Origin of the sequence: Weissella paramesenteroides (assembly GCF_051903945.1) — a bacterium.
Lineage (GTDB): Bacteria > Bacillota > Bacilli > Lactobacillales > Lactobacillaceae > Weissella > Weissella paramesenteroides_A.
The window spans coordinates 1,048,845-1,064,910 of sequence record NZ_CP192268.1 but is presented as its reverse complement, the minus strand read 5'-3'; the positions used below and the strand labels follow the sequence as shown (position 1 = coordinate 1,064,910).

Here is a 16,066-nt window from a genome sequence, read left to right as displayed (position 1 = left end):
AATAGGAGTTCATTCATGACGGAATATAAAAATATATTAGTAACCGGTGGTGCGGGATTTATTGGTGCGAATTTTGTTCGTTATATTGTTGATGAACATCCTGATGTCAATGTTACTGTACTTGACAAATTAACATATGCTGGTAATAAAGAAAATTTGTCTGGCCTACCTGAAGATCGAGTTAAATTAGTTATTGGTGATATTGCAGATGCACCATTAGTTGATAGATTAGTTTCGAAAACTGATGCCGTGATTCATTACGCTGCTGAAAGTCATAATGATAACTCATTAAAAGATCCAGCACCATTTATTCAAACTAATATTATGGGAACTTATACATTAATTGAAGCAGCCCGTAAGTATAATAAACGTTTCCATCATGTGTCTACAGATGAGGTGTACGGTGATTTACCATTACGTGAAGATTTACCTGGACATGGTGAAGGAAAAGGTGAAAAGTTTACGCCTGAATCTCAATATCGTCCATCAAGCCCATATTCATCAACGAAAGCTAGCTCTGATTTGTTGGTACGCGCCTGGGTACGTTCTTTTGGCCTTAAAGCAACTATTTCTAATACGTCTAATAATTATGGGCCTTACCAACATATTGAGAAGTTCATTCCTCGTCAAGTAACCAATATTATTTCAGGTATTAAGCCAAAGTTATATGGTTCTGGTAAAAACGTTCGTGACTGGATCCATACTTATGATCATGCAACAGCTGTTTGGGCAATCTTAACTAAAGGTAAGATTGGTGAAACTTACCTTGTTGGTGCTGATGGTGAAAAAGATAATATTACCGTATTACGTGCTATCCTAAAGGATATGGGCAAAGATGAAAATGATTTTGACTTTGTTCAGGATCGTTCAGGACATGACTTACGTTATGCTATTGATGCTACAAAGATTCGTGAAGAGTTAGGTTGGCAACCAAAATACACTGATTTTGCAACTGGTTTGAAAGATACTATTAAGTGGTATGAGGATCATCAATCGTGGTGGAAAGCTGAAAAAGCAGCTGTTGAAGCTAAATATGCACAGAATAATCAATAAATAGTAAAGTCAGCGAAAGCTGGCTTTTTTCGGAGGAATTATGAAGTACTTAATTACGGGAGCTAATGGGCAACTAGGTAAAGAGTTACAAAAGCTTTTATCAGAACGACAATTAAACTTTGTAGCATTTGATTCGCATCAATTAGATATTACTGATAAAGAAAAAGTAATGTCAATTTTTGAACAAGAAAATCCAGATGTTGTATTTAATGCTGCTGCCTACACAAAGGTTGATTTAGCTGAGGATGAGGGACGTTCTCAAAATTGGCAGGTAAATGTTGAAGGTACAAAAAATATTGCTGATGCAGTGAAAAAATATAATGCGAATTTAGTTGCTGTATCAACAGATTATGTATTTGATGGTATGAATTTAGGAGAATATAAAGAAGATGATCCTGTTAATCCCCAAAATGCATATGGACGTGCAAAGTTAGCTGGTGAATTAGCTATTAGTGAAAGTGGGGCTAATGCCTATATTGTTAGAACTAGTTGGGTATTTGGTGAATTTGGTAATAATTTTGTTTATACAATGCAACGCCTTGCTGAAACCCATCCTAAATTAACAGTGGTTAATGATCAGATAGGTCGACCTACTTGGACAAGAACTTTAGCTGAATTTATGTTGCATCTGATTGAAAGTAAAGCTGAATATGGTATCTATCATTTATCAAATGATAATACAGCTACTTGGTATGAGTTTGCACAAGAAATTTTAAAAGCAACCTCAGTGGAGGTTATGCCAGTGACGAGTGCAGAGTTCCCACAAAAGGCATACAGGCCGGAACATTCTGTAATGAGTTTGGGAAAGACTAAGTCAACGGGGTTTGACATACCGACTTGGCAAGATGCTTTGAAAAAGTTTTTAGGATTAATAGTTTAATGATTTTATGAAGCTGAAAAATATGTGTCAGATTATAATCATTTAAAAAAGTGCGTCTAAAAGGAAAAGGTTGGCATGAAGTTAGTGTCGACTAAAAATAAAATCTTAAAGTATGTTTTTGTTATTTAGATGGCCAAACTTAAGTGATTAGTGTAGTATTTACAGCTTATTAACAGTCTAAAAGAGAACATTCATTCGATGTTTTTAGATAAAGAAATATTTAATTAATGTTTATTTTGGAGAAAATTTCATGGAGAGGCCAAATTATTCTAATGATTTAACTTGTCGTACTATTGCGCTTGCTTTATTGGAAAACAAATTAACTTTTCTTTGGGGAACAGGTATGAGTAAATTTCTTACTGAAAGTCAAGAGAAGGGTTCTGTTGATAATCAAGCCACAAGTGATGCACCTAATTTTGTTGATTTAATTCATTATATAGACCAAAATTTAGAAAATACTCTCAAGCAGGACTTTGAGATTGATGAATATTATCCAGAACAGCCACTTCCAAGCATTGATGTTCCAGTGCTTTTAGGTCGATGTACAAAAGATGATAGCGTACCGAAAAGCAGTTTTGAAAAATGGTCATCTATCATAATGGCAGATAGTCTAATAAAAGAGTATGAAGGCGATCATTTTTTCATATACGATTCGGATAATACGTTCATCAACGATTTGAATGATTTTTTGGAGAAAGTGGGATATTAGATGACTGAAAAAAAATCCCGACAACAATTATATATTGCATCTGTAGCATTGTTAGTAGCAAACTTGGGTAGCAGTATTTTTTCGTTTGCTATGGGGCTGTTTCTATTACGACAATATTCATCGGCAAGTGTTTTTGGAATTTCTCAGGCTATTGGGCCGGTTGTTAGTTTGGCACTTGCACCAGTATTAAGGCTGTTTATTGATAAGGCAAACAAAAAAAGGATAATATCATTATCTCAGATACTAAGTATGATAGGGCTTATAACTTTCGCAATCTTGTTGCTCAAATTTGACAATGAAGTTTTATTGTTAGTTATGTTCATTTTAGTAATATTGAGGATATCGGATCAAATATTTGATGTAGCATATATGGCATCTGCTACATTGATAGTGGATAGTGCAGATATTCAAAAACTAAAGAGTTACGAACAGATGGTCTCTTCATTTTCAAGCATTATTGGTCCAATTATTGCAGCAGCATGGTTTTCAATTTTTGATATGCACTTTGGAGTTTTTATCATTGCTGAGTTAGTTTGTGAGACTCTTGCTTTATTATTGATGTGGGTAATCAAATATAAAGATAGTATGAAACTGGCAAGAGCAGTAACTGAGAAAAATGAATTAACATATATTTTTAAAGATAAATTGCTCGTATTTGCAATCTGGTTTGGTTGCGCTATTAATTTTTTCTATACTATCTTTAGTATTGGGCTACCATATATACAAATTCATGTTCTAAGGTTACCTAACCGAGTATATGCTTTGTCAGAAGCTGCAGTGTCAATTGGAATGCTGGTAACCAGTTACCTGTTATCAAAACGTTCTGAGTTTAAGCACCCATTATATATATCATGGAAAATGACATCTATTTTTAGTATCTTATTTTTAATAATGGGGCTATTTCTCTTTTCGAGTGTTCATTCAAAATTGATTTTTTCAATTTTTATTATCATTTTTAACTTTGTAACGGGAAGTTTAATCGCACTTCTAAATACACCGACCCTAGTGTGGTTAACAACACATGTTCCAGAAAACATGCAAGGTCGAGTATTCAATATTTCACGAACATGTGTCCAAGTCTTGATGCCAATTGGAATAATTATTGCCAGCTTCTCATTTGATACTCTTTCTGCCGGAACTGTTTTCATTATTTCCGGTATACTCTTCTTTGTTTTAGTTGTTTTATATCCAAAGATGTTTAGATTAAACCTAAGACAAAGCTAACTTTGTCACTACAATTTATGGTCGTACTATATCGAAACAAAATCGATACTAGTGAAAAATCGTGAAATCGACTAAAGAGTTTGTGAATCTGATAGTTTTGTCATACTCGCAAGCTTTTTTAGTTAGTAGGTTCATAAAACTAGCGTTTATATGTTTGCGATTGAATAGTTATAGACGTATTCTAAAAGAATAATCCAATGAGTTCCCATAGTCATATACAGTACGGCCAATTTGTTTAATGCGACGATTAATTCTCCAATTTTTTGGTTTTAGTTCATAAAAGGATTGCTCAATTTTTTAATTAGATTGAAATTAATTACATATGGTTAATGTTAATTACTATGTTAATAATTTATACGATGGAGGCAACAAAAATGTATGATCAAGAAGAAATACAAGCATAATTAAATCTGGCAGCTAGTTTTTTTGCCAAAGATTATCAAGAACGTAGTATGGTAAAATGGTAAGGATTTTTTCTGAGGGATCATACAGAGAATGTGGCTAAATACTCGCAACAACGGCAAAGAAATAGTCAACGACAAGACCATGTAGAAATGTCAGAAAAAAATATTAGTCAACACTTACTGAAAGCCTTTGATCAATAATTTTCAGTGACAACTCAATTAAAAAATCATGATAATACGAGAACAGTTAGTCCTTTATATCGTGATAAAGTGTTGGGTTATCAGGAAAATAATAAAATACTATCAAACAATGTCAATCCTTTTCTGTTGACTGATATTTTGTATATTGAATAAAAAAGGCATTCTAAATTTGTGACGCAAAAATTTATAAATCAAATTATTTGAAAAATTCATCAAAATTTTATAGACTTACACTTGTGGAGTTACTAAAGTTATAGTAATCGACACCAGTATTTTTACTACATGATTATTCTTGAAGGTTTAAGAATAAAGAGTCGACATTTGTCGGCTTTTTTTATTGATTTAGTATCCTTTCAATGTTGAGAATGAACTGAACCCCAAAAATTGGAGTGACGTTTAAGCGGCTAACTGGTCGGAAAGATTTCGGTATTGAACCGGAGTTCTTCCGGCCAGTTTTGTTTTTATCCGCTTATTGTTGTAGTAATAGACATAGTTAGTTATGCCGGACTTTAATTCGTCATAACTTTGATAATGGTTGTTATGTACCGTTCCTACCTTCAAGATGTGGAAGATACTCTCAGCCATTGCGTTATCTAGGCATGTCGCTTTGCGACTCATGCTCTGGAACACACGGTTAGTCTTTAGCCGTGATACATACTCATAATTTTGATATTGGAAACCTTGGTCAGAGTGAATTGTCATTCGATAATTCAATTCTGGCCTATTTTGTAGAAGCTCATCTAATGGCTTTGTGACGAACTCGACAGTTGGATGAAGATCGATATTCCAAGTGAGAATCTCACCACTATAAACATCAATATAGGCGGTGAAATAAGCACGTTCAGCCATCGTGCCTGATCCCCAACGGACTTCAGTGACGTCGGTGAGAACCTTCTGATATGGTCGATCCGTTGTGAACCGACGGTTTACACGATTCGGTGAGATATGTCCGACAGTGCCGGCGTAAGAATTGTACTTCCGTGTCAGACGGTTGAAAGCAGTACAGAGAAGCCCGTTCATCTTCATAATTTTCAGCACAACCTTATGGTTGGTGTTGAAGCCACGATTACGAAGCTCTTGTGTGACACGACGGTAACCGTAGTCCGGGTTGTCATCACGAATTGATATAATCGCATCAATTAACTCACGTGGATACTCCTTGTACGCACGCTTGCACGCGTCATGATAACTACTGCTAGACATCTCGGCTACTTGAAGAAGCAGCTTCAACTTGCACTTCAACTCTTGCCTTAGCACAGTGATTACTACCGCTTTGTCTTGGTTTGTAATTTCTTCTTTTCCTGAGCTAAGGCCTCGAGTTTTTCCAAGTAGGCTACCTTAATTCGAAGTAGTTCATTCTCTTCTTCGAGCTTCTTGATCTTGTCGTGTTCTTGCTTATTCATAGTTCGTTTCCGCCTTCGTTTATCAGGTTTTAGCCGACCAGACTCTAGCGCACGTTCCCAATGCCAAATTAAAGATGGACTTGTTATCCTAAACTTTCTAGCCGTTATGGGATACGACGCGTTGTGATTCAGTCGCCAATTAATTACCTTGATTTTAAAGGAATACGGATAACTTGTCTTGTTTCTGTGGGAATCTTTGATTCCATAAATACCATCCTGTTTGATTGATTTCACCCAGATTTCAAGAGTCGAATGAGCTTTGATTCCGAATTTTCTCCGTATTTCAACGGGCGGAACACCTTTGAGATACATCGATACTGCTTCAATTTGAATTTCTTTCGAGAACATAAGAAAACCCCATGAGTTAGATTTACTCCAACTCATGGGGTTCAGTTCAGAAACGCATTCTATGGCCGTTTTTTTTAATAACGTTACCAATTATGCATTAATTAAATAATTGTGATACATTCATATTAATAAAATTAAAAGATTTTTGTTATTTGGGTAAATGGTTGACCTGTTAAGGAGATAAACGGATGAAATCTTATAAACGCTTAAGTCGCTCTGAACGTTATTACATTTATGTATGGTATTATGAACAAAAGATTAGTTTACGCCAAATTGCCTTACGTTTGCAGCGAACGCCCAAAACAATTTATGATGAAGTGCATCACAATCGGCGGCGACCTGATGTTTCATTAGATAAAATTCCGTATGATCCGGAATATGCTGATTGGTTAGCTGCCCAGAATCGCATTAATCGCAATTATGGTAAACTTCACGCATCAAATGGGGCTTTAAAACGGGTTCAAAAAGCTGTTGAAGAAAAACACTGGACCATTCCGATGATTGCCCACAGTTTGAAAAATGTGCCCTCAGCAACCACTTTATATCGCTATTTTAAAAAAAGAGTACCGGCGCTTTTGAATTATAAAAAACGTAAGTACCATATACGGCCTGTTTCGATGCGCGAAGCGATGCGTTCACATCATGAAAGTGATTTTATGCAAGCGCATAGTATTGACCAACGTCCCCAGGCGATTAATCAACGCCGTAATTTTGGTCACTGGGAAATGGATTGTATTGATTCACCTCAAGGGGTGAAAGCCAGTTTATTGGTATTTTATGAACGTAAAAGTCGCTACATGGAGCTAATGAAATTGGACAGTAAACGCGTGAGTGCCATGCATGATGCCATTGAACAATTTTTAACCCGGCATCCAAATCAAGTGCAGTCAGTCACTACGGACCGTGGTCATGAGTTTACCAACCTTGATGTCATGATGCTATTTGAAAAATGGCAAGTAACTGTTTATTTTACGCATGCGTATAGTCCTGCCGAAAAAGGGGGAATTGAACGTATTAATCGTGACATTCGGCGTTTCTTTCCCAAAGGGCAAAGTCTTACTAAAACCACGTTAGTGGCACTAAGAGCGGTGCAAGACATTATTAACCATTATCCAAAAGCTGTCTTAAATTGGCAAACGCCACAACAGTGTTATCGCCAATTTTTGCAAAGTCAACGGGCACGTCAGAAGAAACGCCAACATCGGTCACAATTAGCTTAATTAAAATTCTAATTTTTACTATTTGAACTTGTATTTTATAGCAATCAATACAAGTCGTTTTAGTGTGTGAGTAAATAATTATATTTTAAAAATTATTGTGACAACCACAACATGGGCAGACAACCAGAGCAAGCAAACCAAAAAAAGATACAAAAATGTAATAAAGCGGGTAAAGGTTGCTGGCAAGGCATGCACGGCTAGTCGTTAAAAATTTTTTTGGAAAATTGATAGCTAATAACTTGACAATTCCTTCTTATTTTTAGTTTACATAATACTGCAACCTAAAAATAAGAATGTTGTCATAACAAGATTTATGTGTTTTCATAGGGCTTGACAAGATACTTGCATATTAAATATTCAAGCGTATAATTATAGGAGCTGGAAAAGTTCATTTTCATTGGAACGGAGGTGAAATATTATGGCACGAATTCCACAGAATCTCGTTGAAGAAATTCGTGAGCGCGTTAATATTGTTGATGTTGTTTCACCATACGTACAGTTAAAGAAACAAGGGCGTAATTTGTTTGGGAAATGTCCGTTTCACGAAGAACGAACACCTTCATTTTCTGTTAATGAAGAGAAACAAATTTTCCACTGTTTTTCATGTGGTCGGGGTGGAAATGTCTTTAGTTTTCTAATGGAGATTGAGAATTTATCATTTCCACAGGCTGTTGCAAAAGTTGCGCCACAGGCTGGTGTTGATTTGGATGAAGCGTATCTTGATAATGATCAGAACGTACAGGTTGATCCAGAGATTAAAGCATTGCGCGAGTTATATCAAGAGGCAACAAAGCTATATCATCACTTGTTGGTTAATACTGCTTCAGGTGAAGAAGCACTGTCGTATCTAACTTCACGAGGATTAGATGAGAAAACAATCGATGCATTCATGTTAGGGTATGCACCTGAAGGAAATATTCTATATGATTACTTCCAAACACAAAAGGTTGATTATCAGTTATTGCGCAAATCAGAATTATTTGTCGAATGGTCTGATGGCAGTCTTCATGATCGATTTGCTAACCGTGTACTATTTACGATTAGAGACAGTGCAGGACACCCGATCGCATTTTCTGGTCGAAAGTTAACTCAAAATGATGATGAGCCAAAATATATTAATTCACCCGAAAGTCTACTATTTAATAAATCAGCAGAATTATTCAATTTGGATTTAGCAAAAGATACCATTAAGAAAAAGAAGCAGGTCATTCTTTTTGAAGGATTTATGGATGTCATTGCAGCGTTTCAAGCTGGTGTGCAAAATGGTGTTGCTTCAATGGGAACATCACTGACGTCTGAGCAAATACAACGCTTATCGAGAATGACTGATAAGATTAGTATTAGTTATGACGCCGATATGGCAGGACAAAAGGCGACAAAGCGAGCACTTGATTTAATTACACAGCAAGGACGTTTGTCTGCACAAATTATTCATATTCCGGATAATCAAGATCCTGATGAATATTTGCGTTCAAATGATGCAACGGCATTTAATCAAGTTTTAGTTCACAATGTTGAAGACCCGGTTACTTTTAATTTAAGATATTTACAGATTGATCGTAATTTACACAATCAAACTGAATTGTTTTCATATATTAGTGATGCATTAGTGGTCATTGCAACAGTAAAAGAGCCTGTTATACGTGAACAATTTTTACGTCAGCTTGCTAATGAATTTGATTTGAGCTATGAAGCATTACAGGATCAAATTCGTCCAATTTTATTACAAAAACAAGCGCAACGATCACCAGGAGCTACTAACGCTGAAACGGGTAATAGACAAAAATCTCGACATCAGTCCTTTTCTGATAATCAAATCATTAAAAAGAGTGTTACACGTATAGAAAAAGCTGAGCAAATATTGCTAGCATGGATGCTCCGTGATAATGATGTTTGGTTGCAAGTTACTAATCATGCTGATTTTTCTTTTCAGGATGTACCATATGAAACATTGTATATGATTGCTATGGCGTATCGTGAAGAGTATCAGCAACAACCAGCAACAGACATGGCGGCATTTATGGATTATGTGCAAAAACCTGAATTAACTCGAATATTAGCATCATTGGAAGAAATTGATTCAGAGCTATTTATGGATCGAGAGCAAGTCTCAGAGTATATTCGTGTGATTAGTGATGAAGCGCCGTTAGAGGAAAAAATTCGTCAATTATCACGTGATATAAAAGAAGCAAATCAATTGCATGATCATGCACGTATTGCACAACTGAGCGTTGAATATATGACAGTTTTAAAACAAAAGCAAACAAAGAATTTAGATAATTAAGGAGTTTACTATGACTGCAAAGAAAACAGAGGAAAGTGCTGCTCAATTCAGTAAAACTGATTTTGATAAAGCGGTTAAGAGTATCATCAAAGAATTTAAGAAAGATAAGCAAATCAAGGAAACTGATTTGCAAAAGGCAGTTGTTAAGCCAATGTCTTTGAATGCGGATCAAATTGATGATTTATATGATCAAATCGAATCAGCAGGAATTTCTGTTGTTGATGAAAATGGTGAACCCACTGCGCGTGCGCTAGAAAATAAAAAGACAAAGCTGTCTGCAAAGGAATTGAAACAAGCTGCAGATGCACCAACTGGAATGAAAATTAATGATCCGGTTCGTATGTATCTGAAGGAAATTGGTCGAGTTTCTTTGTTGACTGGGGATGAAGAAGTTTCTCTAGCCGAAAGAATTGAAGCTGGTGATGAAACGGCAAAACAAGAATTAGCTGAAGCAAACTTACGATTAGTGGTTTCTATTGCCAAGCGTTATGTTGGTCGTGGTATGCAATTCCTTGATTTAATTCAAGAAGGAAATATGGGATTGATGAAGGCGGTTGAGAAGTTTGATTATCGTAAGGGATTCAAGTTCTCAACTTATGCCACTTGGTGGATTCGTCAAGCAATCACCCGTGCAATTGCTGATCAAGCGCGTACCATTCGAATTCCTGTACACATGGTTGAAACAATTAACAAATTAATTCGAATTCAACGTAATTTGTTACAGGATTTGGGACGTGAACCAACACCTGAAGAAATCGGTGCTGAAATGGATGTTGCAACTGAGAAGGTTCGGGATATTTTGAAGATTGCACAAGAACCAGTTTCTTTGGAAACACCCATTGGTGAAGAGGATGATTCTCATCTAGGTGATTTCATTGAAGATAATGAAGCTGTCTCGCCAGCTGACTCAGCAGCCTATCAAATGTTGAAAGAACAACTAGAATCAGTGCTTGATACACTAACTGATCGTGAAGAAAATGTGTTGCGACTACGTTTTGGTCTTGAAGATGGTCGTACACGTACTTTAGAAGAAGTCGGTAAAGTATTCGGGGTTACTCGTGAACGAATCCGTCAAATTGAAGCAAAAGCGTTGCGAAAGTTACGTCACCCATCACGCTCAAAGCAATTGCGTGATTTCTTGGATTAAGTAACATAAGGCAACAATTATAGAGTGGTTTAACTATTAATTCGTAGTTAAAGCCACTCTTTTTACATAAAAAATCTTGTTAATGTGTAAGGAGTAGGCAGATGGTTTTTATTTCTTTAGGATGTGCTCTTTTAGCTGGATTTTTATTAGCTAATCAAAATCCAATTAATTCTGACTTGAGTAGAATTGTCAGGTCACCATTTTTAGCAGCATCAATTTCTTTTTTAGTGGGTACAGTATTTTTAGGATTATTAAGCTGGGGAATGTCGGGTAATCTATGGCCTACGAGAGAATTTATTACTACCCAACCAATGTGGATCTGGCTAGGTGGTTTATTAGGAGGCATTTACTTAACGTCTAATGTTGTCTTATTTCCAAAACTTGGTGCGATGCAAACAGTGATTCTACCAATTCTTGGTCAGATTTTAATGGGAACAATCATAGATACTTTTGGTTGGTTCCAGGCAGCGATTATTCCGTTAACCGTACTGCGATTAGTCGGTCTGGTGGTTCTAATATTGGGCGTTGTTTGTGCGGTTGTCTTACCTAGCAAGTTAAAAAGAGATGAACTGATGTTGAATAATTTAGAAAAAGGGACAGGTAAATTATTCTGGCAAATTTGGGCAATTATTGCAGGGGCTATTTCGGCAACCCAACAAGCTATTAATGGTCATTTGGGTACCCTATTACATAGTTCTGAACAAGCTGCATTTATATCATTTTTTACAGGTTTTATATTAATTGCGATTTTTTCACTAATTCTTGAACGTCGGCTACCTAAATTATCTGAATTGAAAACGACAAAGCTTTGGAATTGGTTTGGTGGTATACTCGGCGGTTCCTTTGTCCTTGCCACAGTACTAACTGTTCCAAAAATTGGTGCAGGACTAACAATTACAATGGGATTAATTGGGTCGATCACGGGTTCAATGCTGGTTCAACAATTTGGTTGGTGGCGATCTGCTAAGTCTTCAATCAATCTGATTCAAATTATTGGTGTCATTATTATGGCAGTGGGTGTAGCGATTATTAAGTTTCTATAGTAAAAGGGGGTATGATGTATGGAAGAACATCAATCTAAATTAACAAATTTTAGTTTTCCATTACTCGCATCGAACTTTGCGTCAGTCTTCGGCGATGGCGTTTATCGATTTGGGTTGAATTGGTTCTTGGTAGCAAGTTATGGTAATGCTGAAATTCTTGGGATATTGACTGGTTTCGGGTTCATTGTCTATGTCCTTAATGATATTTTTGTTGGCTCAATTTTAGACCGATTTAATCGAAAAAAAGTCCTACTAGTAGCTGATTTGTTAGGCGCAATCGGGGCATTAGGTTTATCATTCTTTATTGATCCAGCTAAACCACAAATATGGATATTATTCATGTTGACCTTTATTCTAAATGTTGATGTTTCATATTCATATCCTGCAACGAGAGCAATCTTACCTGATGTCATCAAAGAAAAGTCGTTAGCAGGCTTTAACGCATGGGCCAGTGCAGCATTTTCAACAGGACAAGCAATGGGACCGTTAGTAGGTGGTTTATTATTACATTTTGAGTGGATCAATCTAAGAACTTTCCTGCAAATCCTTGGCATTATGCTATTGGTAACAGTACTGTTTAATTTAGCAATCAAGTATCGACCAGCACCAAAGGAAGAGCCGCATATTATTGAGCCTTTCTTACAAAGCTTAACGGCAGGATTTAAATATGTGCAACAATCACCTAAACTCTTTGAATCAATGCTATTGACGATATGGACAAACTTTTTCTTTGAGGGATTTATTCTAGCAATGCCGTATCTTATTCAGCATAATTATCATGGTACAGCAACGAGTTATTCAACAGCGTTAACTTTAGCGGCCATTGCGGGCGTTTTTGTTAGTGTAATATTAGCAAAATTACCACAATATAATACAATGAGTTCTATGTACCGAGATTTCTATTTGTTAGGTGCTGCATTTTTAATAGCAACATTCTTTAAGTATCTTTGGGTATTTATTGTATTAGTAATTCTGTATGGTTTTGCCCGTTCAGCTTTTGTTATTAAAATCAATACTGTGCGACAGCAAGCCAGTGCACCGGAATACTTGGGTCGTGTTTTTGGCATCTCTTTCTTTGCAACTGATTTATTCTCACCAATTATCACAGTAGCGTTAGGATACGGTGTATCCATAATGGGTGAGTGGACTATTTTCTTACTTGGTGCGCTATTAATTGTTGGTATGTTAGTAATTAAAGTTCTAAGTAATTACCATGCACAAAAGTTAGTAAGAAAAAACAGCTTTTAATTTAATGAATATTCAGTTATTTAAAAAGCAATGATTAACCTTAATGTATGTCAGCAATTTACCCATTTTTCGTGGTAAACTTGTAATTAATAGATAAAAATAGGAGTTTTTAGTTATGACAAAAGTTTTGGTCGTTGATGACGAACCATCATTACAAACTCTACTAACGTATAACTTAAAGAAATCTGGCTTTGATGTAGTCTCGGCCGTGGATGGTAAACAAGCATTAGACATTATTCATGAACAAAAAATTGATATTGTCTTATTAGATATTATGCTACCTGAAGAAAGCGGTGTGGACGTTACTCGTGAATTACGAGCTGAGAAAAATCAAATTCCAATTATTATGTTGACGGCTTTAGATGACGAAATTGATAAAGTTGTTGGTCTAGAAATTGGTGCAGATGATTATGTGACGAAACCATTCAGTCCAAGAGAAGTTATTGCACGCGTCCATGCAGTTTTACGACGCTTTAGTCAGAAAACACAAACGGAAAAAGAACAGAGTGTGAAACATAGTCAATCATATGGTCATTTAACGATTGATTTTGATAAGATGGTTGTGCAATTTGACGGTGAAATTGTTAAACTGACCCCAAAAGAATATGAATTATTAGCATACATGGCTGAGCGTGAAGGACGCGTTCTTAGTCGTGAGACCATTTTAGACGGCGTTTGGGGTTATGAGTTTTCTGGTCCAGATACTCGGATGGTTGACATGCACCTTTCACATCTACGCGATAAAATTGAACTGGATCCAAAACATCCTGTTTATTTAAAAACAGTTCGTGGATTTGGCTATCGTTTTGACCGCTCACATGATGAACAAGAGTAAGGGGTTGAATGATGAATATTGATGAATTAATCCAATCAGCAAAACGTTTTGTTCTTTTCTGGTTTATTTATGCGGCAATTATTTGGCTCATACTATGGTTGACCTCACTGACGGGTGACCAAAATGTGACTCTAAAATGGCATGTTTTAGTATTACTTTCAATGATTTTGGCTGGTGCAACAACCTTAGCCTTAGAAATTCAAAGACAAAGACGAGATGCACATTTAACATTGTTTATTGAGAAATTACAAGATCTGGAAACGACTCATACACATACGGCGCATGTCTTGATGCACCCAGATGATTCTTTAGCACCTCTTGCAGCAGCAATTAATAGTGTTCAGCATTTAAATAGTAAGCGCATTAAAATTATGCAGGAACAGAGTAGTACAATGGAGACCTTGATGGAGAATATGCCATTGGGAGTATTACAAATTACTCCTGAACGTAAGATTATTCAAGCGAATGATCAAGCAAGTCAATTACTCGGTGTGCAACATAGTTTGATCAATCAACACTATGATAATGTGATTAAATATCATCGTTTAATGGAGCTTTTTGAACAAGCGCTGAAACAAAAAAAGAAATTTCGCGAATTAGTTAAAATTGATGATAAGACAGTTGACGTTTCAGTCGTTTACTATGAAACACGCGAACGACACTTTGAACTATTAGTTCTGCTCTATGATATGACAGAAGTCATTCAAATGAAGGACATGCAAACTGCGTTTGTTGCCAATGCATCACATGAATTACGGACACCTTTGACATCAATTTCTGGATTTACAGAAACATTATTAAACGGGGCGCAAGAAGATCCAACAGATAGACAACAATTTTTAGAAATTATTCAATCTGAGACAAAACGCTTGCTAGACCTGACTAATGATATTTTGACGTTGGCAAAAGTACCTGAGCGAGCAAACACGCTACAACAATTTAATATGTCTGAAATGGTTGAGAAGATTTTTAATGCGAAAGCCGAAATTAAAGACAACTTGAATTTAACACTTAAAAATGCAGTTAACGATACACTTGTTGTGAATCAAAATAAGAGTAATTTTGAACAAATTTTGACGAATTTGATTGGTAATGCGATGAAATACAATCGGCAAGATGGTTCAGTTAAGGTCTCAGCGATGGTCACAGCAAATGAATTAGTATTTGCAGTAAAGGATACTGGACTAGGAATTCCAAGTGACGAACAAAATCGTATTTTCGAACGTTTTTATCGTGTTGATAAGTCTCGCACAAAATCAATTCCAGGTACTGGCTTAGGGTTAGCAATCGTGAATGATTTGGTTGAGCAAGCACAAGGAAAAATTGAATTGACCAGTCAAGTGGGCGTTGGTACAACAATCACAGTCACTTTACCACTGCAATAAAGATTATTTTAACTATAAAGAAAGAGGTTTAACATGTCTATTTCACGCCCAATGGTTATCGGTGTCACGGGAGGATCTGGATCTGGAAAAACAACCGTTAGCCAGGACATCATTAAACGCCTTAGAGGTGAGTCGGTCGTTATGGTTCCGCAAGATGCGTATTATCGTGATCAAAGTGAAAAAAGTATGGCTGAACGGCGAATGACCAACTATGATCATCCTGATTCACTAGATAATGAATTATTGATTTCTCAATTAAAGCAATTATTAAATCGTGAATCTATCGAGCAGCCAACTTACGATTATACAAATCATACACGTTCAGATAAGACAATTACAGTAGCTCCAGCGGATGTAATTATTTTAGAAGGGGTATTATTATTTACAGAGCCAAGATTACGTGATTTGCTAGACATTAAGGTATACGTTGATACTGATGATGATTTGCGTTTTATTCGTCGGATGCAACGTGACATTGTTGAGCGTGGACGAACGGTCGATTCAGTAGTCAACCAATATATGGAGACTGTTAAACCGATGTATCACCAGTTTGTGGAACCCACAAAGCGTTACGCTGATATTATCCTACCGGAAGGTGGCGCAAATACGGTCGGTATCGGAATGTTGGAAGCTCAAATTCGAGCAATTTTAAGTCAAAACAAGGCATAAATAAATTTCCTAA

The 16,066-nt window shown here is 36.2% G+C and carries 14 protein-coding genes; 12 read left to right on the top strand and 2 right to left on the bottom strand.

All coding sequences use genetic code 11. The features are described from left to right. The first annotated feature begins 15 nt into the window (after positions 1-15). The 4 genes from rfbB (at position 16) to ACQ4QH_RS05065 (ending at position 3,866) form a co-directional block, all read left to right on the top strand. Positions 16-1,053 (top strand): dTDP-glucose 4,6-dehydratase, encoded by a 1,038-nt coding sequence (gene rfbB, locus ACQ4QH_RS05080; RefSeq protein ID WP_259703631.1) that lies wholly within the window; start codon positions 16-18, stop codon positions 1,051-1,053. Between the two features lie 40 nt (positions 1,054-1,093). After that, positions 1,094-1,933: a dTDP-4-dehydrorhamnose reductase gene (gene rfbD / locus ACQ4QH_RS05075; RefSeq protein ID WP_439818028.1), complete on the top strand. Its 840-nt coding sequence runs from the start codon at positions 1,094-1,096 to the stop codon at positions 1,931-1,933. 250 nt (positions 1,934-2,183) lie between these two features. Continuing rightward, entirely contained in the window at positions 2,184-2,642 is a 459-nt protein-coding gene (locus tag ACQ4QH_RS05070; protein WP_439818027.1) for a hypothetical protein, read from the top strand. After that, positions 2,643-3,866 (top strand): MFS transporter, encoded by a 1,224-nt coding sequence (locus ACQ4QH_RS05065; protein WP_439818026.1) that lies wholly within the window; start codon positions 2,643-2,645, stop codon positions 3,864-3,866. Between the two features lie 1,001 nt (positions 3,867-4,867). Here ACQ4QH_RS05065 and ACQ4QH_RS05060 read toward each other — a convergent pair. Together ACQ4QH_RS05060 and ACQ4QH_RS05055 are read right to left on the bottom strand one after the other, a co-directional pair. Beyond that, positions 4,868-5,728 (bottom strand): IS3 family transposase, encoded by an 861-nt coding sequence (locus ACQ4QH_RS05060; protein ID WP_002829237.1) that lies wholly within the window; start codon positions 5,726-5,728, stop codon positions 4,868-4,870. An 8-nt stretch (positions 5,729-5,736) separates the two neighbouring features. Further along, a complete protein-coding gene (locus ACQ4QH_RS05055) occupies positions 5,737-6,222 on the bottom strand; it encodes a transposase (protein ID WP_096740512.1) in 486 nt (161 codons plus the stop codon). A 188-nt stretch (positions 6,223-6,410) separates the two neighbouring features. Between ACQ4QH_RS05055 and ACQ4QH_RS05050 the strand changes: the two genes are divergently transcribed. The 8 genes from ACQ4QH_RS05050 (at position 6,411) to udk (ending at position 16,053) form a co-directional block, all read left to right on the top strand. Next, positions 6,411-7,442: an IS30 family transposase gene (locus ACQ4QH_RS05050; protein WP_439818025.1), complete on the top strand. Its 1,032-nt coding sequence runs from the start codon at positions 6,411-6,413 to the stop codon at positions 7,440-7,442. Positions 7,443-7,860: 418 nt separating this feature from the next. Then, positions 7,861-9,726: a DNA primase gene (gene dnaG, locus ACQ4QH_RS05045; RefSeq protein WP_439818024.1), complete on the top strand. Its 1,866-nt coding sequence runs from the start codon at positions 7,861-7,863 to the stop codon at positions 9,724-9,726. Positions 9,727-9,736: 10 nt separating this feature from the next. Further along, entirely contained in the window at positions 9,737-10,873 is a 1,137-nt protein-coding gene (gene rpoD / locus ACQ4QH_RS05040) for an RNA polymerase sigma factor RpoD (RefSeq protein WP_002827077.1), read from the top strand. 101 nt (positions 10,874-10,974) lie between these two features. After that, a complete protein-coding gene (locus ACQ4QH_RS05035; RefSeq protein WP_439818023.1) occupies positions 10,975-11,916 on the top strand; it encodes a DMT family transporter in 942 nt (313 codons plus the stop codon). An 18-nt stretch (positions 11,917-11,934) separates the two neighbouring features. Next, entirely contained in the window at positions 11,935-13,164 is a 1,230-nt protein-coding gene (locus ACQ4QH_RS05030; RefSeq protein WP_439818022.1) for an MFS transporter, read from the top strand. Positions 13,165-13,279: 115 nt separating this feature from the next. Further along, on the top strand, positions 13,280-13,999 hold the full coding sequence (locus ACQ4QH_RS05025; protein WP_439818021.1) for a response regulator transcription factor: 720 nt from the start codon (positions 13,280-13,282) through the stop codon (positions 13,997-13,999). 8 nt (positions 14,000-14,007) lie between these two features. Beyond that, on the top strand, positions 14,008-15,384 hold the full coding sequence (locus ACQ4QH_RS05020; protein WP_439818020.1) for a sensor histidine kinase: 1,377 nt from the start codon (positions 14,008-14,010) through the stop codon (positions 15,382-15,384). A 33-nt stretch (positions 15,385-15,417) separates the two neighbouring features. Beyond that, the gene (gene udk, locus ACQ4QH_RS05015) at positions 15,418-16,053 is read left to right on the top strand and encodes a uridine kinase (protein ID WP_439818019.1); all 636 of its coding nucleotides are present in this window, start codon (positions 15,418-15,420) and stop codon (positions 16,051-16,053) included. Positions 16,054-16,066: the final 13 nt, after the last annotated feature.